The 23884-nt window shown below is 41.3% G+C and carries 27 protein-coding genes; 24 read left to right on the plus strand and 3 right to left on the minus strand.

All coding sequences use genetic code 11. The annotated features are described in order from the left end of the window. Nucleotides 1–149: 149 nt before the first annotated feature. The 23 genes from R8695_RS07125 (at nt 150) to R8695_RS07230 (ending at nt 20815) form a co-directional block, all read left to right on the plus strand. On the plus strand, nt 150–1601 hold the full coding sequence (locus R8695_RS07125) for a sugar transferase (RefSeq protein WP_154779967.1): 1452 nt from the start codon (nt 150–152) through the stop codon (nt 1599–1601). Nucleotides 1602–1644: 43 nt separating this feature from the next. Next, on the plus strand, nt 1645–1938 hold the full coding sequence (locus tag R8695_RS07130; RefSeq protein WP_154779966.1) for a 3-hydroxyacyl-CoA dehydrogenase NAD-binding domain-containing protein: 294 nt from the start codon (nt 1645–1647) through the stop codon (nt 1936–1938). Nucleotides 1939–2585: 647 nt separating this feature from the next. Continuing rightward, nucleotides 2586–3854 (plus strand): glycosyltransferase family 4 protein, encoded by a 1269-nt coding sequence (locus R8695_RS07135; RefSeq protein WP_154779965.1) that lies wholly within the window; start codon nt 2586–2588, stop codon nt 3852–3854. Nucleotides 3855–3861: 7 nt separating this feature from the next. After that, nucleotides 3862–4122: an LbetaH domain-containing protein gene (locus R8695_RS07140; RefSeq protein ID WP_317676249.1), complete on the plus strand. Its 261-nt coding sequence runs from the start codon at nt 3862–3864 to the stop codon at nt 4120–4122. After that, nucleotides 4110–4376 (plus strand): DapH/DapD/GlmU-related protein, encoded by a 267-nt coding sequence (locus R8695_RS07145; protein ID WP_416387474.1) that lies wholly within the window; start codon nt 4110–4112, stop codon nt 4374–4376. Before R8695_RS07140 ends, R8695_RS07145 begins: the two co-directional genes overlap by 13 nt. Continuing rightward, entirely contained in the window at nt 4282–4491 is a 210-nt protein-coding gene (locus R8695_RS17870; protein WP_416387473.1) for a hypothetical protein, read from the plus strand. The genes R8695_RS07145 and R8695_RS17870 overlap by 95 nt, the downstream gene beginning before the upstream one ends. A gap of 18 nt (nt 4492–4509) precedes the next feature. Beyond that, on the plus strand, nt 4510–5364 hold the full coding sequence (locus R8695_RS07150) for a glycosyltransferase family 2 protein (protein WP_154779963.1): 855 nt from the start codon (nt 4510–4512) through the stop codon (nt 5362–5364). A gap of 18 nt (nt 5365–5382) precedes the next feature. Then, nucleotides 5383–6429 carry an alpha-1,2-fucosyltransferase gene (locus R8695_RS07155; RefSeq protein WP_154779962.1) on the plus strand — a complete coding sequence of 349 codons (1047 nt, stop codon included), beginning with the start codon at nt 5383–5385 and terminating at the stop codon, nt 6427–6429. Nucleotides 6430–6443: 14 nt separating this feature from the next. Beyond that, nucleotides 6444–7034, plus strand: coding sequence for an acyltransferase (locus R8695_RS07160; RefSeq protein ID WP_154779961.1), 591 nt, complete (start codon nt 6444–6446; stop codon nt 7032–7034). Nucleotides 7035–7057: 23 nt separating this feature from the next. Continuing rightward, the gene (locus tag R8695_RS07165) at nt 7058–8077 is read left to right on the plus strand and encodes an alpha-1,2-fucosyltransferase (RefSeq protein WP_154779960.1); all 1020 of its coding nucleotides are present in this window, start codon (nt 7058–7060) and stop codon (nt 8075–8077) included. Nucleotides 8078–8091: 14 nt separating this feature from the next. Then, nucleotides 8092–9363: a glycosyltransferase family 4 protein gene (locus R8695_RS07170; RefSeq protein ID WP_154779959.1), complete on the plus strand. Its 1272-nt coding sequence runs from the start codon at nt 8092–8094 to the stop codon at nt 9361–9363. Further along, nucleotides 9338–9985 (plus strand): CatB-related O-acetyltransferase, encoded by a 648-nt coding sequence (locus R8695_RS07175; RefSeq protein ID WP_154779958.1) that lies wholly within the window; start codon nt 9338–9340, stop codon nt 9983–9985. The genes R8695_RS07170 and R8695_RS07175 overlap by 26 nt, the downstream gene beginning before the upstream one ends. After that, nucleotides 9982–10785, plus strand: coding sequence for a LicD family protein (locus R8695_RS07180; RefSeq protein ID WP_154779957.1), 804 nt, complete (start codon nt 9982–9984; stop codon nt 10783–10785). Before R8695_RS07175 ends, R8695_RS07180 begins: the two co-directional genes overlap by 4 nt. 27 nt (nt 10786–10812) lie before the next feature. Continuing rightward, nucleotides 10813–11937 carry an O-antigen ligase family protein gene (locus R8695_RS07185; RefSeq protein WP_154779956.1) on the plus strand — a complete coding sequence of 375 codons (1125 nt, stop codon included), beginning with the start codon at nt 10813–10815 and terminating at the stop codon, nt 11935–11937. Beyond that, complete coding sequence (locus tag R8695_RS07190; protein WP_154779955.1) at nt 11930–13465, plus strand: lipopolysaccharide biosynthesis protein; 1536 nt, start codon at nt 11930–11932, stop codon at nt 13463–13465. Before R8695_RS07185 ends, R8695_RS07190 begins: the two co-directional genes overlap by 8 nt. A 5-nt stretch (nt 13466–13470) precedes the next feature. Further along, complete coding sequence (locus tag R8695_RS07195) at nt 13471–13902, plus strand: FAD synthase family protein (RefSeq protein WP_154779954.1); 432 nt, start codon at nt 13471–13473, stop codon at nt 13900–13902. A 118-nt stretch (nt 13903–14020) separates the two neighbouring features. Further along, complete coding sequence (locus R8695_RS07200; RefSeq protein ID WP_154779953.1) at nt 14021–14884, plus strand: AraC family transcriptional regulator; 864 nt, start codon at nt 14021–14023, stop codon at nt 14882–14884. A 138-nt stretch (nt 14885–15022) separates the two neighbouring features. Next, nucleotides 15023–15913 carry a helix-turn-helix domain-containing protein gene (locus R8695_RS07205; protein ID WP_154779952.1) on the plus strand — a complete coding sequence of 297 codons (891 nt, stop codon included), beginning with the start codon at nt 15023–15025 and terminating at the stop codon, nt 15911–15913. 78 nt (nt 15914–15991) lie between these two features. Next, nucleotides 15992–18925, plus strand: coding sequence for a fucose pyrophosphorylase domain-containing protein (locus R8695_RS07210; protein WP_154779951.1), 2934 nt, complete (start codon nt 15992–15994; stop codon nt 18923–18925). 168 nt (nt 18926–19093) lie between these two features. Next, the gene (locus R8695_RS07215) at nt 19094–19609 is read left to right on the plus strand and encodes a dTDP-4-dehydrorhamnose 3,5-epimerase family protein (protein ID WP_154779950.1); all 516 of its coding nucleotides are present in this window, start codon (nt 19094–19096) and stop codon (nt 19607–19609) included. An 80-nt stretch (nt 19610–19689) separates the two neighbouring features. After that, nucleotides 19690–19917, plus strand: a complete 228-nt coding sequence (locus tag R8695_RS07220) for a hypothetical protein (RefSeq protein WP_118578332.1) — start codon at nt 19690–19692, stop codon at nt 19915–19917. Between the two features lie 23 nt (nt 19918–19940). Next, nucleotides 19941–20282 (plus strand): hypothetical protein, encoded by a 342-nt coding sequence (locus tag R8695_RS07225; protein WP_154779949.1) that lies wholly within the window; start codon nt 19941–19943, stop codon nt 20280–20282. Between the two features lie 146 nt (nt 20283–20428). Beyond that, nucleotides 20429–20815 (plus strand): hypothetical protein, encoded by a 387-nt coding sequence (locus R8695_RS07230; protein WP_118578330.1) that lies wholly within the window; start codon nt 20429–20431, stop codon nt 20813–20815. Nucleotides 20816–20867: 52 nt separating this feature from the next. On the opposite strand, the gene R8695_RS07235 is transcribed toward R8695_RS07230, so the two are convergent. The 3 genes from R8695_RS07235 to R8695_RS07245 are packed head-to-tail and all read right to left on the minus strand — an operon-like array spanning nt 20868 to nt 22253. Beyond that, on the minus strand, nt 20868–21038 hold the full coding sequence (locus R8695_RS07235) for a hypothetical protein (protein WP_167515455.1): 171 nt from the start codon (nt 21036–21038) through the stop codon (nt 20868–20870). After that, on the minus strand, nt 21035–21709 hold the full coding sequence (locus tag R8695_RS07240) for an ImmA/IrrE family metallo-endopeptidase (RefSeq protein ID WP_154779948.1): 675 nt from the start codon (nt 21707–21709) through the stop codon (nt 21035–21037). The genes R8695_RS07235 and R8695_RS07240 overlap by 4 nt, the downstream gene beginning before the upstream one ends. Before the next feature lie 34 nt (nt 21710–21743). After that, entirely contained in the window at nt 21744–22253 is a 510-nt protein-coding gene (locus R8695_RS07245; protein WP_154779947.1) for a helix-turn-helix domain-containing protein, read from the minus strand. 299 nt (nt 22254–22552) lie between these two features. Here R8695_RS07245 and R8695_RS07250 point away from each other — a divergent pair, with 299 nt between their 5' ends. Next, nucleotides 22553–23869: a helix-turn-helix domain-containing protein gene (locus R8695_RS07250; protein ID WP_154779946.1), complete on the plus strand. Its 1317-nt coding sequence runs from the start codon at nt 22553–22555 to the stop codon at nt 23867–23869. The last annotated feature ends 15 nt before the right edge of the window (nt 23870–23884 follow it).

The raw sequence follows: 23884 nt of genomic DNA on the forward strand, positions 1-23884 counted from the left end.
AAATTCCATAACCTCATAACTGAAAATAAAATATTGAAAAATAACCTGAGATAAGGAAGATCTCTGTTTTCTGCTGTAGTGCCTGAAACAGGGGACTTCCTTTTTATGGTTCCAAAATATATCAAAAAAGAAGGAGAAGGAAAAAGAATATGTATCGAAAAGGCTCACAAGGCTGGATCAAGCATTACGATTTCGTTCTGTTTGATCTGTTTGCATTGCAGTTTGCCTACCTGATCGCATATTTCATCCGCAATGGTGCAGGAAACCCGTATGGAATTCCTCTGTACAGAAACATGGCGGTGGCGATCGAACTGGCTGACATTGCAGTGCTTTTTTTCTTTGAAACATTAAAGAATGTATTGAAAAGAGGATATTACCGGGAGCTGGCAGTCACAGTGAAGCATGTGGTGCTGGTAGAACTGATCGCAGTTTTGTACCTGTTTACCATACAGGCAGGGCAGCAGTTCTCCAGATCTGTGTTATATCTCACAGGAGTTTTCTACGGAATCATCACTTATCTGGTGCGCATTTTATGGAAAACATTTCTGCAGAAAAAGATGCTGGCAGGAGGCAGCAGATCCCTGCTGATCGTAACGACGAAAGACATTGCCTCTACAGTGATCAGGAACATTAAGGAACATAATTTCGAGATGTTCAGCATAGCCGGCCTAGTCATCATAGATGAAGATATGACAGGGGAAAATATCTGCGGCATCCCGGTAGTAGCAGGGGAAAAGACAGCAGCCAACTATGTATGCAGGGAATGGATCGACGAAGTATTTGTCAATGTAAGTCCGGAATATCCCTATCCCCAGAAACTCATAGATCAGTTCATGGAAACCGGTGTCACCGTTCACTTAAACCTTGCCCGGATCTCAGAATCTCTGGGCAGCAAACAGCTGGTGGAGAAAGTGGGAAACTACACAGTTCTCACCACAAGCATGAATTATGCCACTACCAAACAGGTATTTATGAAACGTGTCCTGGATATCTGCGGCGGTCTGGTGGGATGCATTTTTACAGGAATTATTGTTCTGTTCGTAGGACCTGCCATTTACATCAGCTCCCCTGGCCCGATCTTTTTCTCTCAGGAGCGAGTAGGCAAAAACGGTAAGAAATTCAAAATGTACAAATTCCGAAGCATGTACATGGATGCCGAAGAACGAAAAAAAGAACTGATGAAAGAAAACCGCGTCAGCGACGGCATGATGTTCAAGATGGACTTCGATCCCCGTGTCATCGGCAACAAGATCCTGCCCAACGGCGAAAAGAAAACCGGAATCGGCGACTTCATCCGCAAAACCAGCCTGGATGAATTCCCCCAGTTCTTCAATGTCCTGAAAGGCGACATGTCCCTGGTAGGCACCCGCCCGCCCACACTCGACGAATGGGAAAAATACGAACTGCACCACCGCGCCCGTCTCGCCATCAAACCCGGAATCACCGGCATGTGGCAGGTAAGCGGCCGAAGCGAGATTACAGATTTCGAGGAAGTGGTGAAGCTGGATACGGAGTATATTGCGAATTGGGATGTGGGGTTGGATTTTAAGATTTTGTTTAAGACGGTTATGAGTGTTTTGAAAAAGGAAGGGTCGATGTAAGGATTCCATATAAGTAAGATGAATTTCAGGAGGATATAGAATTATGAAAAAGAACTACAAGATTGCTGTTGCTGGAACTGGTTATGTTGGTTTGTCGATTGCCACATTGCTTTCCCAGCACCATCAGGTGACTGCTGTGGATATTATCCCGGAGAAGGTGGACATGATCAACAACCGTAAGTCCCCAATTCAGGATGACTATATCGAAAAATATCTCGCAGAAAAAGAACTGAACCTGACCGCAACTCTGGATGCAAAGGTTGCATACTCTGATGCGGACTTTGTTGTTATAGCGGCTCCTACGAATGTCTACCTCAAACTTTCAGTGGCGGCATGATGGTCTACGGTGGCGTATAAAACTCATGCAAAATCCCCCTACTGCGAGCCTGTTTTATTGCAGAGCAAGGTAGTGACATGACACCTTCATTTTTCTGAAGAATTAGAGGTGGATGTTGAAAGTGTTGAAAAGCCCAAAATCTATTTTTCTGGAAAAGTTTATTGCAGACGAGAGATGGACATGATAACTGCATTTTTCTGGAGAATTAGAGGCAGTGAGGGGTAGATGATTGTTCATGTTGCAACAAGAGGAAGATATGAACTTGTACAGTTTTAACAAAGTGAGTTGGTGTACGGGTTATGACAATAAAGGTCAGCACTTTGAAAAAGGGAGAAGTTCGACTGCGGGTTATGACAATAAGACCTAACACTTTGTTGGTGAGCTGGTATGAAGGTGTCTACCATAAAGTTTCAGTTGAAGCGAAATAAGTGAGTAGCCCATGACAGGTCTACATAAAAGATTCAGTGATGGTCGGAAAAGTGGACTGCAATATGACTGCGGAAGATGACCACTGTGAGAAAAATGATAACTACAGTGCGATAGCTCATCCGGCATGGATGATAAACACACTGTTCTAAATAGATAAAGCCCGCCGGTGTTCTGCATCGGCGGTTAGATATAAAAACTTGTGAGAGGAATATAGCGGAATGTCAAATAAGAAAAAACTTCTGATTTATGCTCATTACTATATTCCAGATACTGCGTCAACGGGGCAGATCCTCCGTGAATTGGCGGAGGGTATGCTGGATAAGTTCGACATAACAGTCATCTGCGTGGTACCGAGTTACTTAGGAACTATCGAAGATAAATATAAGACGCAGAAACATTACGAAGAAGATATTAACGGCGTAAAAGTTTTAAGGATAAGAGTACCGGAGTTTAGCAAGACCAATAAGAAAAGCCGTGTGAAGAACATTGTCTCCTATTTCTTTGGAGCGATGGGTGCGACTTTCAAAGTCGGCAAGATGGACTATGTGTTTTCCATCTCCCAGCCTCCGATTCTCGGCGGTTTGCTGGGCGTCTGGGGGAAATGGATGAAACACGCCAAGTACATTTACAACATTCAAGACTTTAACCCGGAGCAGGTGTTGGCTGTTGGCTATACCAAGAGCAAGATTATCACTGATGCCATGATGTGGTTCGACAAGTTCAGCTGCAAGCGCAGTGACCTTGTAATTACAGTCGGTCGCGATTTGGTGGAAACGGTAGAAAATCGCTTCAAGGGTAAGAAAGTCCCGAAAACCGTTATGATCAACAACTGGATTGATGAAAACGAAATCTATCCGTTGGATGAGAATAACGAGAAGGTTCAGGCTTTTAAGAAGAAATACGGTCTCGATGGCAAGTTTGTCATTATGTACTCTGGCAATATCGGTCTTTACTATGACCTTGAGAATCTGATCAAGGTTGTGGAGAGAATCAAACCGGGAATTAAGACTGCCGATGGCCGAGAGGTCGTATTCGCATTTGTTGGTGCAGGCTCCGTGCTAGACAAGCTGAAGAACTATGTAAAAGAGCATCACATGGACAATGTGACTTTCATTCCGTACCAGGATAAGGCTGACCTGATTTATAGCCTAAATGCCGGGGATGTTCACTGGTGTGTGAACGCAAAAGGCATCAAAGGCGTGAGCTGTCCATCGAAGGCATACGGAATAATGGCCGCTTCGAAGCCCATTTTAGGGGTCTTGGAGTCAGGCTCTGAAGTTCGCTGCTTGATTGAAGATACACATGGCGGTCTTTGCTGTGAGCCGGGTGAGTATGACAAGGTTGAGAAAAACATCCGCTGGTTCATTGATAACGCTGGAAATAGCGAGTTGAAGGCAATGGGAGCCAGAGGTCGCGAGAATCTGGAAAAGAACCTGACCAGAAATGTGTCGGTGAGAAAGTACGCAGAAGAAATTCTGAAGCTGTGAGGTAAAAATGGGAAAGATAGTAAAGTTAATAAAATCATTTCTTCAACGCCGTGGAACGAGAATTAGTCCATTTGCGGTACTACATGATGTTACTTATAACACCACAACAGCAATTAAACCTCTTGCGAAACTAGAACGTTCAAATATAGGAAAATGTACTTATATTGGAACAATGGCCGCTGTATATGACAGTGAGATTGGAAGTTTTTGTTCTATTGCCCGTGAAGCTTATGTGGGGGGGGGGCAAAGCATCCGATTGATTGGGTAACAACGTCGCCGTGTTTTCACCTTAAGGATAATGCTACAGGTGTTTGTTATGCAGAAAATCCATTTGAATGGAAAACAAAAACTTGTGTTGGTAATGATGTCTGGATTGGAGAACGAGCTACGATATTATCTGGTTTAACAATCGGTGATGGAGCTGTGATTGGCGGAGGAAGCGTTGTTACTAAAAATGTTGGTCCGTATGAAATCTGGGCAGGAAATCCAGCTAGATTTATTAAGAAAACGTTTTGCGGATGAAACAATTGAAAAACTGGAGAAGATTCAGTGGTGGAATTTTAACGATTCTGAATTGGAGCAATTAGGCCATCTGGTGATGAATGTAGATAAGTTCTTGGAAAAAGCAGAACGATAAGAAAGGAATTTAATAGAAATGGCTGCAGATATTACAGCGATAATACTTACAAAAAATGAAGAAGTTAATATAGAGGAGTGCATTAAATCTATTATTGCGACAGTTAAAAGAATTGTAGTAATAGATAGTTTCAGCACGGATAAAACAGTTGAAATAGCAAAGAGAATGGGAGCAGAAGTTTACCAGCATCCATTTGAAAACTATGCCAAACAGTATATATATGGTGTGGAAGTTGCTAAGGCTGAAACTGTGTGGACATTAAGAATTGATGCAGACGAACGGTTAACCCCGGATTCAGCAAATGAGTTGGCACAGCTTTGTGATAGTAACATGAAAACCGATGTTACTGGAATTGTTTTGAGGTTTAAAAAGAATTTTTTAGGGAAAGATTTGTATCACGGTGGTGTTTATCCCTGGAAGAAAATGAACTGCTATAAAACAAAGTTCGGCGAAATAGAAGATCGAAATATGGATGAGCACATCGTATTAAGTTCTGGAAAAGTAATCGAAATGAAAAATGATTGCCTGCATTTTGATTTCAAAAATCTTGAATACTTCGTCAATAAGCATAATTGGTATTCGTCTCGTGAGACAGTAGATTATTTTGAAAATCTGGAAAATGCAAAAGCCAAGAGTGAACTAGATGCAAAGTCTTGGTTCAAAATGAATGTGTATTATAAATTGCCGATAGGTTTTAGATCGCATTTATATTATCTATATCGATACTATATAAAACTAGGCTTTTTGGATGGCAAGGAAGGAAAAATATATGCATTCCTTCAGGCATACTGGTACCGGTATTTAGTAGATGCGAAAATTTATGAGTGTAAAAAGATGGGGACTAGATATCAGGGCAAGGGTGCCTTGAAATAAAAGCAAGGAGATAATAGCGTGGCGATAAAAGTAATACACGTTGAAGGCGGACTGGGAAATCAGATGGCATGCTATGCAGTGTATGTGGCAGTCAAGGAAAGCAATCCAAATGATGAGTTTTATATTGATACATATTTATATGATGTCAAAGAAGCACATGCCACAATATCTATGTGGAACGGCTATGAACTTGAGAAAGTTTTTGGAGTGAAAATTCCGGACATTAGAAGTCTCTTCTCAGAGGAGCAGGTGGCAGAGCAAATAGAATATTTGAGAAAAAGTGAGTTCTGGAAGCACAATTGGAATTATACAGAAGCATTTATTGAGATGATGAAAAAATATAATCTCGACTTAAAAAATGCCTTTGGTGAAATAGGTGAATCGTCTTCTGGAATTAAATCTAAAATAAAGAATTTTGTAAAAAGTATTATTACAGAATCAACAGACTCGGCTTTCATATACAAAGGAAAAAGAGTTGCATACGCTTTGTATAAAAAAGTGAGCAAAGATTGTGGCGAGCATTTATATGAAAGAAAAGAAGGAAACTATTTTTATAATATCACATTGGATTTTATGAAAAGTAAGTTTCTTCAAGATAAAGTCGGGGATAAAGTGAGAGCTGGATTACAGTTCAATACCCCAAAGGACGAAGACAATTTGAAATATTTGCAGCTAGTCCAGACAACAGAATCGGTATCGATACACATTCGTAGGTCGGATTATCTGCAATTTAATGAGGATTGCTACAAATTTGGATATTTTCCGAAGTGCATTTCTTATATCAAGACAAAGGTTGTAGCTCCTGTGTTTTTTATTTTCTCTGATGATTTGAAATGGTGTGAAAACAATATTTCAGAAATTGGACTTTCAAGGAACGATAAAGTTTATTTTGTAGGTATCAATAGTGGCGATAGTAGCTTTAGAGATATGCAGATTATGGCAAATTGTAAACATAATATTGCAACTAAAAGTTCCTTTGGATGGTGGGGCAGTTTTTTAAATCCTAATCCAAATAAAATTACGATTACACAGGTTAGTGATTACGTTTCAACCAAACAATTTTAAATAGGAAATATAGAATGGATATTAAAAGAAAAGTATATAATATTTTAATCTTAGGAAAAGAAATACTAGGAGTATTAAGAAATTATATTCCTTTCAAATTTTGGAGAATACAATATCAATCATTCCCTAAGATTCGAGGAAAAGTATTTATCAATAGTTATGGAAACGTAAGATTGGGGAGAGACGTTATGATTAATTCGAACATAGATTCAAGCCAGTTAGGGTTCTTTCCAAAAACAATTTTGCACACAAGTAAAAGTGGAACGATAATTATTGAAGATAATGTAGGAATTTCAAATGCTACATTAAATGCAAGGGATAAGATTCATATAAAAAAGGGTGCAAGATTAGGAGCAGGCGTAAAAATTTATGACAACGATTTTCATGATTTATATCGTGAAAATCGAGAAGATGTGCCTGAAGTTGTACCAGCCAAGGAAGTAATTGTAGGAGAAAATGCCTTTGTAGGAGCGGGATCGATTGTTTTAAAGGGAGTTCATATTGGAAAAAACGCAATTATAGGGGCAGGTTCTGTTGTAACCAAGGATGTACCAGATAATGAAGTGTGGGCCGGAAATCCGGCTAAATATCTTAAAAATAGATAGAGTTTGGTGGGAGGAGGATTAATATGAAAATCGTGCATTGTGAATGCGGCTTGGGTAACCAGATGTGTTACTATGCGCAATATCTTGCTTTACAAAAAAAATATCCACAAGAAAAAGTGTGCCTTGAAACTTTTCTATTTGATGTACCTGGAATAGAAAAGCATATGAAAATGTGGAATGGCTATGAACTTGAAAAAGTGTTTGGAATAAAAGTAAATGATGTGAAAGATGAATTAGAGGAAGAGTACAGTAGCGTAATTAATAAAATTTTGGCTTCGAAATTCTGGGAAATAGGATGGGCTGCTTCTCAAAACGTTATATCTGAAATATTATACAATAACAATTTAATAGGTTTAGATAATGTTAGAAATGTCACATGTAGAAGATCAAAACTAAAAGAGTTTTATGTTGAACATAGGAATACGGTATGGGGATATTTGTTAAGAAATATAGCATGGAATATTTCTGGGAAAAATAACATGAATTCATACACTACATGTGAAGCATTTTCAGATGAAAAACAAGAATTCTTTTTCGATCTTTTTGAAATAATTAGACCAAACTCTGGAATTCAATCAATTAGAAAGGAATTATTGGAAGCTTTTTCATTCCCAAAGTTATGTGGTGAAAAGAATATATCTGTAGCATCTGAGATACAAAACAGTGATTCAGTAAGTATTCATGTTAGGAAATCTGATTGTTATAAATATAATGCAGATTGTTTTAAATTTGGATACTTTAAAAGAAGTGTTGGATATGTAAAACAAAATGTTGCAAATGCACATTTCTACATATTTTCTGATGATCCAGAATGGGTGTTACATAATTTGAAAACACTAGGATTAGATAAAAAAGATGAAATAACTTTTGTTAATTGGAATAGTGGAAAAGATAGCTACATAGATATGCAATTGATGTCAATGTGTAAGCATAACATTTCTACTAATAGTACCTTTGGATTTTGGGCATCTTTTTTAAACAAAAATCCAAATAAAATTACATGTGCACCGAAGGGTAGCTTTGATGTCACAAATTGGTTTTAAGGGGGAACAGTAATATGAAGGTTATGTGGCTGATAAATTTTGCCCTTCCTACAATTGCAAAAGGAACTGCTGTAAATGTAAATGAGGGATGGATATCAGGGATGTTAAATGCACTTGTAGAATTTAATAGCATTCATTTAGCAATATGTTATCCACAGAAAAGAACAAAAGAAGTTCAATATGATACGAATACAAATGTAGAATATATTGGTTATCCACAGAAAGAAAACTCGATAAAATATGATCCTGATCTAAAAAAAGTATTTGGCGACATAATTGATAATGTTGCTCCAGATATCATCCATTTAATGGGGACAGAATTTCCGCATTGCTATTCTATGGTTGAAGCGTGTATGGATAAGAAAATCAGACAAAAATTAGTTGTTTCCATACAAGGATTGGTATCCATATATTCGCAGCACTACCTTAATTCACTTCCAGTGGAAGTTGTGTATGGAAGAACAATTAGAGATTGGTTAAAAAATGAAAACCAAAGTAAAGCTGCGAAGAAGCTAAAATCCAGAGGGGAATATGAAGAAAAGGCTTTATCGTTAATTCCAAATGTAATAGGAAGAACAGATTGGGACAGGGCATGTACGATGCAGATGGCACCAAATGCTCAATACTATCACAACAATGAAGTTTTGCGTAAATCATTTTATGATGGAAAATGGAGTTTTGATAATTGTGAGAAACATAGCATTTTTATTAGTCAAGCAACAACTCCTATAAAAGGACTTCATATTATGCTGAGGGCAATGCCGCTGATTAAGAAAAAGTATCCAGATGTAAAGCTGTATGTTGCGGGTGCTAATATCAGTGCATTTCCCATATATAAAATAAGCTCATACGGAAAATATTTAAAGAAACTTATACAAAATCAAGGTTTATGCGAGAATGTGGTTTTCACTGGTCCGCTCGTTGAAAAGGAGATGAAGAGTAGATTTTTAGCATCTAATGTTTTTGTCAGTTCGTCTGTAATTGAAAATTCGCCAAATTCTGTTGGTGAGGCAATGATATTAGGTGTTCCTTGCATAACCTCTGATGTTGGGGGAGTAAAGAATATGATAAAACATGAAGAAGAGGGATTTATTTATCAGACAGATGCTCCTTATATGATTGCTTATTATGTGGATAAAATCTTTTCAATGAAGGCTGATGCGACGTTAATTGGAGCGAAAGCGAGAGAACATGCGCTACAAACTCACGACCCAATAATTAATGGAAGAGAATTAATTGAAATATATAGGAAAATAAAAAATGAGAATACCGAAGATGATGCGTAGAATAATTGTAGATTATTATGCGAAGAAAAAGAAACAAGAAATTGGTTGCATAAACATACCGATTGACATTCTGAAGAAAAAAATAGGTGTAGGTGTGATGTTAGGTGAAAATGTCACATTTATAGATAGAGATGTAGAAATTAAAGACTACACGTATATAAATAGTGGTTATCTTTATCCTGGAGTAAGAATTGGGAAATACTGCTCAATGGGACACAATGTTTGTATTGGACCTGGGGAACATTACATAAATAGATTATCGACATATCCTATTTGCACACGCGTATTAAAGGAAAAATTGCAGAATGAGTTTCCAAAAGTTAAGCCAACAATATTAAACAATGACATTTGGATTGGTCATGGTGCTGTTATTATGCAAGGAGTCAAAGTGGGAAATGGTGCAATTGTTGCAGCTGGGGCAGTAGTTACTAAAGACGTTCCGGCCTATTCTATAGTTGCAGGAGTCCCCGCCAAAATAATAAAGTATAGATTCAGGGAAGAGTTGATTCAAAAGCTTGATAAGTTTCAATGGTGGGATAAAAATGAAGAATGGATAGCACAACATAAGGAATTGTTTACTAAAAACATTTATGATGACAATTTATTCGAGGAGATAAAATGATTTCAGGGGATATGTTGAGAAAACTGCAGATGACTGAATTGGAAATACTTTTGAAAGTCGACGATATCTGTAGAAAAAATAATATTAAATATTTTTTAGTCGGTGGAACCTTACTTGGAGCAGTAAGGCATCAAGGATTTATACCTTGGGATGATGATCTTGATATAGCGATGCCGAGAGCTGATTATCAAAAATTTGTAGAAATATCCAGTAAGGCATTGGGAAGTCAATATCATTTTCAATGTGTAGAGAATGATGCTGATTATTGGTTATTATTTGGAAAAGTGAGAAAAAATGGGACGGTCTTTGCTGAAAGCAGGTTAAAGAATATACAAACAAATAAAGGTATATTTATAGATGTATTTCCACTAGATGATGGAAATAAGCCGAATGATTTCTTGCAGAAAGTCAGAATTAAGACCGCACGAAAAATCCAGTATGTTATGTATTGCCGAAGAGGGGTAATAGCTGGGGATGTGCCTTTGCAAATTAAAATTTTGACAAAATTATCTAGGGTAATGAGCATTAATAAATGGATGCGTTTAGGGCAGAAAATTGTATCGCACAAAAATAGAAATGCAAAATATTATTTTAATGTGGGGTCAAATTACAACTATAAAAAGCAGACAATATTAAAAGAAAAATATTATCCGTTAAAAGAATTGGAGTTTGAGGGACATAGATTTTTTGTCCCAAATGATTATGATTTTGTTCTGAAACAAATTTTTGGAACGAATTATATGGAATTGCCAGAAAAAGAGAAAAGGGTTAACCATGCACCGGAGTATATATCGTTTTGAATCATACAGAATGGAGGATGCTAAGAAATGAAAATAAGAAAGTCCTCTATAATGATAGTAATTTTATTGTTGATGCTATTTGAAATTTTCCTGTTTCCGGTAAAATTTTACAATTATGCGTCATATATTTTGGCCTTAGTATTATTTATATATGTTATCAAAATTGGCGGCCAGTTTCGCTCTATGTGGTATGTGTTTATGTTTCCGATAGCTATTCTTTTTTCAACATATATCAACTATGGATATGGTAGTAGGATTCTCTTTTTTACAATGATATATGGGTTAATGATTGTAGATGCATTCTACATAATTGCTGACTATATAAAAAAAGAATCATACAGTAGGCTTTTAGATATTTTAAGATCATTCTTTTTAAGCATAATGATTTTGAATGATATGCTTTGCATCTTAGGAATCAAATTTTATGGAACGTATTATTTAATTGGAAGTAAATTTAGAGTTGTATATCTGCACTGTTTGGTGATAGTGCTGTTGTATTCAAAAATTAGAAGACTAAAAAAAGTTAAACTTTCAGGATTGGCTATATATTCAATTATTATTTCTCAAATAGTAGATTGCTCGACTGGAGTTGTTGCAGTTTTAGTGGTTTGGGGAATGTTGATGATAAAAGATATCTTGATAGAGCGAATTAGTGGTGTAAAGTTTATTGCTATTTTATGGGGCGGAATTACATTAATATATGTTTCACTAAATACGGTCTTGCAGATTCCTTCTATTCAATATTTTATAACAAAAATATTGGGTGAGGATAGTTCTTTGACTGGAAGAACGAGAATATATGCCTATTTAACTGAAATAATTTTGAAAAATCCAATTTGGGGATATGGACATCAAAACACTATTGTTGAGAAAATTGTCGGTTTTGGTAATGCTCAGAATGGAACGATTAAGTTTCTTATTGATTATGGAGCAATTGGCTTGTGCGCATTTATTGCGTTAGTAGTTATAACCTTTTATAGACTGGGGAAGACATCTCGAAGTGTTAAAGAAAAAGCATATTCATTTGTTGTGCTAATTACAACACTGTTTATTTGCTCAATTGTTGAAGTGTCGTTTAATGCATATATGTATTTGGCCTTAGCGGTTATTGCAGGACTGTCTATTGCAACTAAGGAGGTTGGCGATGGATAAACATTCAAGAACAGGAAATGCAATGATAAATGCATTGACTGGTTCAGCTATGCAGATTGTAAATGTGGTATTGGGCTTTATAAGCAGAACCATTTTTATTTATTTGCTCAATTCAGATTATTTGGGCGTTAATAGCCTATATACAAATATTTTGACGGTTTTATCTTTTGCCGAACTTGGAATAGGTAGCGCAATTGTTTTTAGCCTTTATAAACCGATTGCCGATAAGGATAAAACAAAAATACAAGCCTTAATGAAATTATATAAAAGAGCTTATTGTTTTATAGGAATTTCTGTGCTGGTAATGGGACTGTGTGTTATTCCTTTTTTACCGTATATCATTAGAGAAAAGCCAGATGTTAAAGAAAATTTGACTTTAGTATATGTACTTTTTTTGATAAATACTTCAGCTTCGTATTTTTGCAGCTACAAAAAAACTCTTATTACAGCTAACCAGAAGGATTATATTGTACAGATATACACAAGAATTTTCCAGTTTGTTCAGATTGTTTTGCAGAGTGTTTTTCTCTTTTTCACGCATCAGTATCTTACATATTTGATAATTTATATAGTGTGCACATTGGGACAAAATATTGCATTATCAATTAAGGCGGATAAAATGTATCCGTTTATAACGGAAAAAAATGATGCTGAACTTAGCGAGAATGAAACAAAGCAAATATTTGCAAATGTAAAAGCATTGTTTGTGTATAAGATTGGATCTGTCGTCCTTAATGGAACAGACAATATTATAATATCTGCAATTATTAATGTTGGAACAGTTGGAATAGCATCAAATTATACGATGCTTATGAATAATGTAACCAATGTTGTGGGGAGTGCAATTACATCTTTAACAGCAAGTGTTGGGAACCTTTCGGTTAAAGGCAGCAAGACACAAATGAGAGATGTCATGCACCAACTTTTATTATTGTGTGTATGGTTATATGGGTTTATAGCTATTGGCTTTTTTGTACTGGCCAATGATTTTGTTGAGTTATGGATTGGCAAAAATTATTTGTTAGAACAATCAGTAGTGTTTGCTATTCTATTCAGTCTATATATCAATGGCGTGCAATATGCTGCTTATACATTTAGAACAACACAGGGGTTATTTGTTCAAAGTCGATGGGTGCCATTAATATCGGCTATAATAAATATTATTTTATCAATATGGTGGGGAAAACTCATTGGATTGACGGGAATATTTATTGCGACAGGCATATCAAGACTATGTACAACTACAATAGTTGATCCGTGGCTTGTCTATAAAAATAATTTTGGAAAGGCACCAGTTGAATATTATATAAAGTATATAATGGAATCCTTGGGCGTAGTAATTAATGGACTTTTTCAAATATGGTTAATAAATAAGATTAGTATAAACGGCTGGTTGGGATTTTTTGTAAAAGGAATTGCTATCTGTATTACAGCTAATTTGATTTTCTTGATTGAATTTGGTTGGACTAAAGATTTTAAAGCATTAGTCCGAAGAGTAATTCCACAGATGAGAAAGAAAAAAGGATGAGAATAATGAAAAAGTATAAAATAGGGTATACGACAGGTGTGTATGATATGTTTCATATTGGACATTTAAACATATTAAAAAGGGCAAAGGAGCAATGCGAATATTTAATAGTAGGAGTAACAACAGATGAGCTTTGTTATGCTAGAAAAAAGAAACTTCCTATTATATGTGAAACCGAACGAATGGCAATCGTTAGGGAATTAAAGTGTGTGGATGAAGTAGTTCCACAAAATGATATGGACAAAGTTGCTGCTGTAAAAAAATACCATGCAGATGCTGTGTTTGTTGGCTCTGATTGGAAAGGAACAGAATCGTGGAACAAATATGAAAAGGAACTGTCTGAAATTGGATGTACGGTAGTATATTTGGATCATACAGATGGAATTTCATCTACAATTCTTAGAGATAGACTTAATAGTGGAGAAAAAGCATTATAAGACATGATGTACGTTCAAGGAAGTACTACAAAACGAAAGCAGAATTCAGAAAATACATAGAAAAGCTGAAATCTTCAAACTAAGAGTATTTTCGGGTTTTGTGAGAAAGGAGCAGCTTATGGATCAAGAACTATTCAATCCACAGTCTTCTTCCGTAAGTTCCTCCCGAATCATTTACACCCCATCAACCTTTGCAAGAACATCCTTGCTCCATCTGCAGGAGGTTGGCTCTTTGCAGGCTGTTCACCCACATGTATCCCAGAGAGAGGATTTGGTGTCGTTTCTTTGCTTTATTGTTTTGTCTGGCGAGGGAGAACTTTCCTACGAGGAGCAGACTTATCAGCTAGGCAAGGGAGACTGCGTGTTCATTGATTGTCGGAAAGCATATAGCCATTCGACTTCTGACAATCTCTGGTCTCTCCAATGGTGCCATTTCTATGCACCGTCCCTTCCGGCTGTATATGAGAAGTACAAAGAGCGAGGCGGTCGGCCTGTGTTCCATCCGGATGACATAGCTTCGTTTACCAGTCTGCTCAGTGACCTCTACAATCTGGCATCATCTTCCGATTATATCCGGGATATGCGAATTAATGAGAAACTGGGGACTTTACTCACTTTACTGATGGAACAGTCCTGGCATCCAGAGAGCGTGACGGTGAGCCGGAAGAGAATGGAACTGGCAGCCGTGAAGGAGTATCTGGACGAACATTATACGGAGAAAATTATGCTGGAAGAGTTGGCAGAAAAGTTCTTTATTAACAAGTTTTATCTGTCCAAAATCTTCAAAGAGACTTACGGAACAACAGTCAATAACTATCTGATCTCAAAGCGGATCACCAGAGCCAAGCAGCTGCTTCGCTTCACAGATATGACTGTGGATGAAGTTGGTGTTGCGGTCGGTATGGGAGATGCAAACTATTTTAGTCGGATGTTCCGAAAAGTAGAGGGAATCAGTCCAAGAGAATATCGGAAACAGTGGTGACATTGAGGCACAGCGAGAAATCGCTGTGCTTTTTTTGAAGTATGCCGGTTAGAACGAAACTATCTGCATCCGTTTTTTCTCCGGGGCGACGTATGCAAAAAATATGACAGAAAAAGCTAAAAGGGGAGGTATCTGGCTATGAAGGACTTATTTTTACATGATTCTCTGGACACCTCCCCTGTTGTTTTTTCAGACCGCATTCTTTACACTCCGACATCTTTTGCAAAGACTGCCCTTTTATACCTGCAGGAGATCGGAAGCCTGCAGGCAAAGAAGCCGCATACTTCCTCCCGCACCCGCCTGTCGTCATACCTGTTTTTCTGTGTTGATTCTGGTTCCGGTGAACTGGAATATCGGGGGAAACGTCATAAGCTGGGGAAGGGGGACTGCGTGTTCATTGACTGTCAGTTGCCGTACTCGCACAGTACGGATACAGACCTATGGTCTCTGTCGTGGATCCATTTTTCCGGTGTGACCATGCAGACTGTTTATCAGAAATATCAGGAGCGCGGAGGACGGCCGGTATTCAAACCGGATAACTTTGCCGGCTTCCAGTCACTTCACCAGTCACTGTTTGATCTTGCAGCTTCAGATGACTATATCCGGGATATGCGGATCAACAGCGGCTTGAATGAACTGCTGGTATTTCTCATGAACGAGTCGTGGCATCCGGCAGAGCATCCGGACCGGGCACGGAAAAAGCAGAACCTGTTGCCGGTCCGGAACTACCTGGAAGTGCACTATACGGAGAAGATCGTGCTGGATGAGCTGGCAGACCGTTTTTTTATCAGCAAGTTCCATCTTTCCCGTGTATTCAAGGAGCAGTTCGGGGTCAGTATCCATGCCTATGTCCGGAACCTCCGTATCACAAAGGCCAAGCAGATGCTGCGCTTTACGGATAAGAAGCTGGAAGATATCGGCTACCGGTGCGGTCTTGGCGCACCGCATTATTTCAGCCGCATCTTCAGGCAGGTCGAGGGCATCACACCGTCGGAGTTCCGTGAGAAGTGGGGCGAGGCAGGGCGCTGAGACAGGAGAAAGAAAAGGGAAAGACACAGAAACCGGCAGGATGGCTGGAAATTCTGAAAAAAGAGGAGAGAAGAAAATATGAAGAGCTTATATTCAATGTTTTTATCCCAGGCATATCAGGACTGCTGGGATGATTATAACCGTTCCGTGAAACTGAAAAATTTCCCCAGATGGGATTATGTGATCCTGACGGCATCCAATGACCAGCAGGCAGAAGGATTCCGCAGGCAGATCGAAGAGCGGAAGGAGTATCTTCCGGCAGGGACAAGGTTTGCAGCGATTCCGGACCGGGATGGCGAGCGTGTGGGTTCCGGCGGTGCGACGCTGGAGGTGTTAAAGTATCTCCATGAGCAGGAGGGAGACTTCCGGAAGCTGCGCGTTCTGGTCATCCATTCCGGTGGTGACAGCAAACGTGTGCCGCAGTATTCCGCACTGGGAAAACTGTTCTCGCCGGTGCCACACCAGCTGCCAGATGGACGCAGCTCTACGCTTTTCGATGAATTCATGATCTGCATGAGTTCGGTCCCGTCCCGGATTCGTGAGGGGATGGTGCTGCTGTCCGGGGATGTGCTGCTTCTGTTTAATCCGCTGCAGATCGACTATAATAATGTCGGTGCGGCGGCAGTCTCCTTTAAGGAGCGTGTGGAAGTCGGAAAGAACCATGGTGTGTATGTGAACGGGGAAGGCGGCAACGTGAAATGCTGCCTTCAGAAGAAGTCAGAGGAGGAACTGCGAAAGGCCGGTGCGGTGAATGAGGCAGGCTGTGTGGACATTGACACCGGTGCGCTGATCTTCAGCACCGCCATGATGGATTCGCTGTATTCCCTGATCGGGACAGAGGAAGGATATGACCGGTATGTCAACGGGACGGTGCGTCTGTCCCTGTATGCGGATTTTCTCTATCCGTTAGCGGAAGATTCTACGCTGGAGCAGTTTTATCTGGAAAAGCCGGAAGGGGAATTCTGTGAGGAGCTGACAGAAGCGAGGGAACAGGTATGGAAGGTGCTTCGTCCTTACCGGATGAAGCTGCTGCGTCTGGCCCCGGCGAAGTTTATCCACTTTGGCACGACAAGGGAGATTCTTGCACTGATGTGCGGCGGCGTGGAGGAGTATGCCAGCCTTGGCTGGAGCAGCCGTGTGGCAAGCAGCATCAGCGGCAGCACAGCCGGGTATAACAGCGTGCTGAGCAGCCGTGCCTCCATTGGGAAGGACTGCTATCTGGAGGTATCCTATGTCCACAGCTGTGCAAAGGTGGGAAACAACTGTGTCCTTTCCTTTGTGGATATCCACGATGAGGTGATCCCGGACGGTGTGGTCCTGCATGGGCTGAAGCAGCGTGACGGGAAATTCGTCGTGCGGATCTTTGGCGTGCAGGATAATCCGAAGGAAAACCGGCTGTTTGGCAGGGATCTGAATGAGGTGGCAGAAAAGCTCGGTACGGATCTCTGGGATGGCGGAAACCATACCCTCTGGACGGCAGAGCTTTATCCGGAGAAGGACACCGTGAGGGAAGCGGTAGCGGCGGCATTGAACCTGTATGCGCTTGTGACCGGGGAAGGCAGGCTGGAGGACTGGAAAGAGAGTCCGCGCAAGTCGCTGTGTTCCGGTTTTAATGCGGCTGACCCGGATGCCATCATCGCATGGAACCGCCGTATGGCAGACCTTGTGCGGATGGATGAACTGGCAAAAGCAATCCGCGGACGGGTACCGGCACAGACGCTTCCGAAGCGTAAGGCACTGACGAAGATCCAGAGACACTGGCTGGAAAAACGCCTTGCAAGGGCAGATTTCAGTGAGAAGCTCCGCCTGCATTATTACCTTGGTGTGGTGCTGGAGGATGAGAACGAGGTGCAGAAGTGCTTTGGAACCATCCAGTCTGAAGTGCTGGAGGCTACGGTGCGCAGTCTCAGCTACAATGAAACGGCACACATCGTGAAGGATACCCATACCGTGGAACTGCCGCTGCGTGTGAACTGGGGCGGCGGATGGAGCGATACCCCTCCGTACTGCAATGAGCATGGCGGTACGGTGCTGAATGCGGCGATCCTGTTGAACAGTGAGAAGCCGGTGGTGGTGAAGCTGGAACGCATCGATGAGCCGAAGGTGGTCTTTGACAGCCGAGATATGGATGTACACGGGGAGTTTGATGAGATCGGTGAGCTGCAGCGCACCGGGGATCCGTTTGATCCCTTTGCCCTGCAGAAGGCATGTCTGCTTGCCTGCGGCATCATCCCGATGGAAGGGCACAGCCTGAAAGAGATACTGGAGCGCCTGGGCGGCGGCTTTGTCATGCATTCAGAAGTGACAAACGTGCCGAAGGGTTCCGGCCTTGGAACCTCATCGATCCTTTCCGCTGCCTGTGTGAAGGCGGTGTTTGAATTCATGGGGATCGGATATACAGAGGAAGATCTGTATTCCCATGTACTGGCCATGGAGCAGATCATGTCTACCGGAGGCGGCTGGCAGGATCAGGTGGGCGGCGTTACACCGGGACTGAAGTACATCACTTCCATGCCGGGGATCGACCAGAAGCTGAAGGTGGTACATGTGGAGATTCCGGAGGAAGCAAAAAAGGAACTGGACGAGCGTTTCTGTCTGATCTACACCGGTCAGCGCAGGCTGGCAAGAAACCTGCTCCGTGACGTGATTGGACGGTATGCCGGCAATGAGCCGGACAGTGTGTTTGCACTGGAGGAGATCCAGAAGGTGGCGACGCTGATGCGTTTTGAACTGGAGCGCGGCAACGTGGATGGCTTTGCGAAGCTGCTGGATTACCACTGGGAGCTGAGTAAGAAGGTGGATGCCGGAAGCAGCAACACGTTGATCGAGCAGATCTTCAGCAGCATCGAGGAGCTGATCGATGGCCGGCTGGTCTGCGGTGCAGGCGGAGGTGGCTTTTTGCAGGTCGTGCTGAAGAAAGGCGTGACGAAGAAGCAGGTGGCAGAGCGTCTGCATGAGGTGTTTATGGACAGCCTTGTGGATGTGGCGGACTGTAAGCTGTTGTGGGAATAGAAGATAACTTGCGTGTTCGAGACAGGTCATGGGACAGGTTGAGATTTTTACAAAAATAGCATGGACACAGTTTTTCAAGTCTGGGTGTCTTGTGACAACACAGGGGGAAACCTTGTGTTGTCTTATAATACATATAGTTTGAAATGAAAATAAAAGGAGACTTATAAAATGAACACAAAGCCAATAATACTCAAAGTCCCGGCATTTGAGGATTTCCGGGGGTATCTGGCTGTGCCATACGACCAATCTATAAATTTCAATGTTCGACAGATCAACCAGGGATACAGCAAAAAAGCGTTCACACTGCGTGGTCTGCATTTTCAGGAAGGGGAACACGCCCAGGCAAAGCTGGTATCCTGTCTGCATGGTTCGATTTTCAATGTAGCAGTTGACCTCCGACCGGGAGAAACCTTCGGTCACGCATACAGTGCGGTGTTGTCGTTTGAAAACCGGAAGCAGATGTATATACCACGAGGTTTTGCGCATGGATACCTGACATTGGAAGATGATACCTTGATGCAGTGGTGCGTGGACAACGATTTCTGCGCAGAAGCCGCAAGAGCCGTGCGGTACGATTCAGACTTTATCTGGGAAAGCGAGAGCTGGCCTGCCGGGGAGTACATTGTTTCGGAGAAAGACAGGAATGCAGAGAAATTTCCATTCTCTATTGCCAAAGATAAGTAATGGTGGTTTAATAAAAATATAGGATGCCATCAAGGTGGCTAGCAACAAGGACGATATTTTGAACAAGGAAGGAGTTTGCTATGAAAATATCAGAACGCTATGCACTGGAGATAGGACAAATTGAAAGTGATATCGAATTGTTAAAGAACCGTCAGATTCGTGAAATACAAGGAGCCGGTCCGTATTCTTCAGTAGATAACCTTGGATTAAGGCTAGAAGATGAATTCAAAAAGCTGATAGCAAAAATTGATGCAGATACAATTAGCGATTTAGAAATCGTGGCAAGGACAGTTAATAATCAAAGATAATTTTTTGAACGGAGAGTTGTTATATGCCCAGAACCAAAGGAAGCAAAAACCGCACAAAAATCGACTTTGATGCCCAGATTGTAAAGCTGCAGAAGGACAAAGCTCTCTTAGAAGAGGGCGTAGCCAAGACCGTCGCTCAGATTGAGGAATTAAAGACGGACATCAAGTCTATGCGTGAATCGCTGAAGCCGCAGAGAGCGGAGATTAAGCAGGTCGAAAAGGAAATCGCCAAACTCGAAGCAAAGAAAGCAAAAGCCGAGCAGAAAGCAGCGGAAGAAGCAAAAAAGGCGGAAGCCGAGGCTGTGGTTAAGAAACTATTGGCCGGTGGCATGAGTGCTGACGAGATCCTTGAAAAGTTGAAGTAATATAGGTGCCGTGTGGACAAACTGAACTCCAGAAGTTCACACGGTTATTTTTAGATGTACTGGTTAGCTGAAACTAATTGCAAAAACAAGTTGCTATGTGCAAAACCTGATGCTAATATCCATCCTAACCGGGGAGCAGAATGTAATTGCTTACGGTTGGAAAGGATGGTAGCGTCATAGAAAAACTGAAAGAAATACTGGAAAAATACTTGGAGGGAGCATCGCCAAAGTACTATCCACCGGTCGAGAATCTGCTGGATTTGATCTACGAGCATTACACGGAGAATAATTCCATAGCACCGCAGACCACCGAGGCCGGCAAGGAGGCCAAGCAAAAAGAGAAAAATCTGGAAACTTGGCTCAGAGGTATAGCTGGAATGGATGTCTTGGTGGATGACTACGGCGGAGATATCCCGCTGTGGGAGAAAATTATGGACAGGCAGGGAAGCGTGTGCTGTGCCTGGGAAAAGACTGCCTTTGAGGAAGGCATGAAAGTCGGGATGCGGCTGATGCTGGAGGCCCTTGACGTATAGTTTGTAACGAAAAATGCCTCACTGTGAAATATGTACACAGTGGGGCAGTCAATCAGTCTTTGTCCTCTGCTCGTATCCGGAGCAGCTCAGTTATTTCGTTCTCCGTTGCCAGACGTACAGCTGGCTTTTCATCGTGTTCCACTGCACCGCAGTCCGGGCAGCGGTCAGGAAGTGACTTGCTTTCAAAGCAGTAATGACAGGCATCGCAGTAGTAGAAGTTCAATCCATCGTCACCTCATTTCCATTGCAATTCTTCAAGGAGTCTTTCAGGAAATCATTGTGGAGTTCAGGAAGAAACGGAAGCTGGTATCCTTTGTCTGCGAGGATGTTTAGCTTGAAATCCACAAAGTGTTTCTCAATAGAGTTCATCCGGGCAATCTCGTCCAGTGTGATCAGCCCGGAGTGTGCGTACTGGAATTCCTGCAAAAGCTCCTGATATTTCATGGCGCGGTAAGCAGAGGCACAGCGGGAAGGCAGATTTGCCTCCAGCTGTTTTAGATCGGCAGTGTATTCATAGTAGCCAATCGGTTCCAGAACAGCATCGTCTGCCAGCAGCAGTTCGGCGGCGAAGGTGTTGGCTCGCCGTTCTGCCTTTGAATTATCCAGACTATAAAAATAGGTGTCCTGGAATGCCTGACCGGAACTGGCGTGTTTCCGGTCAAAGAGGGCGTGTCCCAGCTCATGGGCCATTGCGGATACACGCTGGGCATTCGTACAATTTGTGTTGATGCCGATGTACTCACAGTTCAGAATGACTGTGTAGTAACCGAGCAGGTCGTGGCAATACCGGATGTCTTTGAGCTTTATGGCTCTCCGGGAAATGATTTCTTCCGGATCGCGGGTCTTGTAGCGGCGAACTACAGCATCGGCCATATCAATAGCGCGTGTGTTCAAGGTAGACTCCTTTCCTCTGGAGTAATATCAGTTCTTACCGCAGATATTTTTTGGGAGTAAATTTCTTCGCATCGGCCTTCGCATCGAGGAAAAGTGCTTCCATTTCTTTAATAAAAGCAGCCTGATCTTCTTCGGACAGCTCACCGCCGGCAAACAGGGCAGTGGTCTGTTCTTTTATTTTTTTTGCCTGTGCAACGCCGCGGGAACCATACTTTTTGCGGACATCTGCATAGAAGAGGTCATCGTTCAGCTCTTGCTGGAAGGTTGCCTCATCCATAAAATAATCCGTAGTGACTCCAAGAGCAGCCGCAATCTTCTGGATTGCTTCTACGCTTGGTTCTCGCTGGTTGGATTCAATATAGCGGATCGCACGATCCGACATCGAAGCCCGACGTGCCAGTTCAGCCATACTCATGTGCTGAGCGGTGCGGAGGGCTTTTATTTTATCTCCGTTAGTTGCATCAGGAGCAAGAGTCGCAGCGGCCGTTGCTTTAACATCCTGCGTGTTGAGTAAATCGGTTTCAAAGTTCTTTTCGTCTTTCATGTCATGCCTCCATGTGGGATAATCTGCTGCCTGCTGGAGGGAAAGTTACCAGTTCGACAACAAAAATTTGTAAAGCTACTTGACAAGGAACAACTGTTCCGTTATACTGAGAACAAAGGTTCGGGAACTTCTGTTCCTATAATACAATGAAAAGTTGTAGAAGTCAAGGGGTGATTTGGAAATAATACAGGACAATGAATTTCTTAAACCTGAAATTAAGAAAAATAATTTTCTGAACAAGAAAAAATAGTTGCAAAACACTTGCGATTGTGATAGTATTTAAGACGGAGGTGAGAAAAATGTTTTTCTTTGAACCGGATAACAGTCGGGATGTACATAAAAGAGTAACGGAATCATTGATTTCAGACAGCTTTGTATATACATCTAATATGGAAAATACAAGAGTCCTGCTGGGGAAAGAAACTGAAAAACAGGGTTTGCGTGGAGCGGATCTAGCCGAACTGACAGGGTGGTCTCCATCAAAAACAAGTAAACTTACAGCAGGAAAACAGAAACTTACAGCAGAAGACACTCGAATTTGGGCAAGAGCCCTTGGGTATACACCAGATCCGTTTATAAATGAAGATGCTGACATCAGATTTTATAAATTAGACGCTTATATTCGTAAACCGAGTGATGTTTTGGAAGCATATTTTGATGCCTCTGATGACTCACCGGAGCATACGGCAATTGTTAATTACGAGTTGCCACTGTCGATATTATCTATGCTTGGTGTTAAGCTTTCGGATTATGCCATTAGAGCGAATGCTTCCTATTTTGGCATTGATCCTTATTCTAAGAAAGGATTTGGAAACACAGCAACGAGTATCAGATTTTGGCAGCGTACTACTTCAAGCGGAGAGAATATGACTCCAGAATTCGGACTCTGGATATCTCCAGACAATGACTTCTTTTTATCAGCAGTCTATCTGAATAGGCGAGACGGTGAAGGTGGAATGTCTGCATTGCGGGCAACCTATAAAGACGCTTTGCAGATAGAAGAGAGCGATGCGGAAGCATTTGATAGCTTCGCCAAAGAAAACAAGGACTGGTTTCCACAGTTTTTGAAAAAAGGTGAGATTGTCGCAGTAGGTGCAAGTACAAATAATTTGCCGGGGCCGGGTGACTTGGAAAACGTATTGATTCGGTTGTTTAAACAGTATTGTGCTTTAGTATGGGAAGTAAAAGGCATTGATCTTTTGCCTGAAAAATACAAGCAAAGGGAAGAACTATCGGTCTTTCAACAATATGATATTTTAACTGGAGCGGCAGATTTTCCTGTAGATGTGAAGGAAGAAATTTTGCAGAGAGAAAACTATAAATGTGAAAATGATCCGACACACAAGACGTTTATTGATGCTAATGGAAAACCATATATGGAAACTGCTCCCATTGTTCCATTTTCTGTAGGAGCACAATTTGGCCAAACAATTTTTCAGGCGGAGAATGGGGCTTGCCTGTGTCCAATATGTAGAGCTAAGATGCGATATGGAACGCTTAGTGATCGAGAGGATATGATCTTAAAACTTTTCAGAAAACATCAGAAAGCGCTGCAAGAAAAAGGCATTGAAGTAACTTTAACGCAGGTTTTTACTGCCAATGGGCTGGGACAGTGAGATATTATCCGCTAA

It is taken from the genome of Blautia luti, assembly GCF_033096465.1.
Taxonomy (GTDB): domain Bacteria; phylum Bacillota; class Clostridia; order Lachnospirales; family Lachnospiraceae; genus Blautia_A; species Blautia_A luti.

Bases quoted from the DNA above. Each gene is read 5' to 3' on its own strand.
- R8695_RS07125 (WP_154779967.1), top strand. From the start codon at position 150: ATGTATCGAAAAGGCTCACAAGGCTGGATCAAGCATTACGATTTCGTT.
- R8695_RS07130 (WP_154779966.1), top strand. From the start codon at position 1,645: ATGAAAAAGAACTACAAGATTGCTGTTGCTGGAACTGGTTATGTTGGT.
- R8695_RS07135 (WP_154779965.1), top strand. From the start codon at position 2,586: ATGTCAAATAAGAAAAAACTTCTGATTTATGCTCATTACTATATTCCA.
- R8695_RS07140 (WP_317676249.1), top strand. From the start codon at position 3,862: ATGGGAAAGATAGTAAAGTTAATAAAATCATTTCTTCAACGCCGTGGA.
- R8695_RS07150 (WP_154779963.1), top strand. From the start codon at position 4,510: ATGGCTGCAGATATTACAGCGATAATACTTACAAAAAATGAAGAAGTT.
- R8695_RS07160 (WP_154779961.1), top strand. From the start codon at position 6,444: ATGGATATTAAAAGAAAAGTATATAATATTTTAATCTTAGGAAAAGAA.
- R8695_RS07165 (WP_154779960.1), top strand. From the start codon at position 7,058: ATGAAAATCGTGCATTGTGAATGCGGCTTGGGTAACCAGATGTGTTAC.
- R8695_RS07170 (WP_154779959.1), top strand. From the start codon at position 8,092: ATGAAGGTTATGTGGCTGATAAATTTTGCCCTTCCTACAATTGCAAAA.
- R8695_RS07175 (WP_154779958.1), top strand. From the start codon at position 9,338: ATGAGAATACCGAAGATGATGCGTAGAATAATTGTAGATTATTATGCG.
- R8695_RS07180 (WP_154779957.1), top strand. From the start codon at position 9,982: ATGATTTCAGGGGATATGTTGAGAAAACTGCAGATGACTGAATTGGAA.
- R8695_RS07185 (WP_154779956.1), top strand. From the start codon at position 10,813: ATGAAAATAAGAAAGTCCTCTATAATGATAGTAATTTTATTGTTGATG.
- R8695_RS07190 (WP_154779955.1), top strand. From the start codon at position 11,930: ATGGATAAACATTCAAGAACAGGAAATGCAATGATAAATGCATTGACT.
- R8695_RS07195 (WP_154779954.1), top strand. From the start codon at position 13,471: ATGAAAAAGTATAAAATAGGGTATACGACAGGTGTGTATGATATGTTT.
- R8695_RS07200 (WP_154779953.1), top strand. From the start codon at position 14,021: ATGGATCAAGAACTATTCAATCCACAGTCTTCTTCCGTAAGTTCCTCC.
- R8695_RS07205 (WP_154779952.1), top strand. From the start codon at position 15,023: ATGAAGGACTTATTTTTACATGATTCTCTGGACACCTCCCCTGTTGTT.
- R8695_RS07210 (WP_154779951.1), top strand. From the start codon at position 15,992: ATGAAGAGCTTATATTCAATGTTTTTATCCCAGGCATATCAGGACTGC.
- R8695_RS07215 (WP_154779950.1), top strand. From the start codon at position 19,094: ATGAACACAAAGCCAATAATACTCAAAGTCCCGGCATTTGAGGATTTC.
- R8695_RS07220 (WP_118578332.1), top strand. From the start codon at position 19,690: ATGAAAATATCAGAACGCTATGCACTGGAGATAGGACAAATTGAAAGT.
- R8695_RS07225 (WP_154779949.1), top strand. From the start codon at position 19,941: ATGCCCAGAACCAAAGGAAGCAAAAACCGCACAAAAATCGACTTTGAT.
- R8695_RS07245 (WP_154779947.1), bottom strand. From the start codon at position 22,253: ATGAAAGACGAAAAGAACTTTGAAACCGATTTACTCAACACGCAGGAT.
- R8695_RS07250 (WP_154779946.1), top strand. From the start codon at position 22,553: ATGTTTTTCTTTGAACCGGATAACAGTCGGGATGTACATAAAAGAGTA.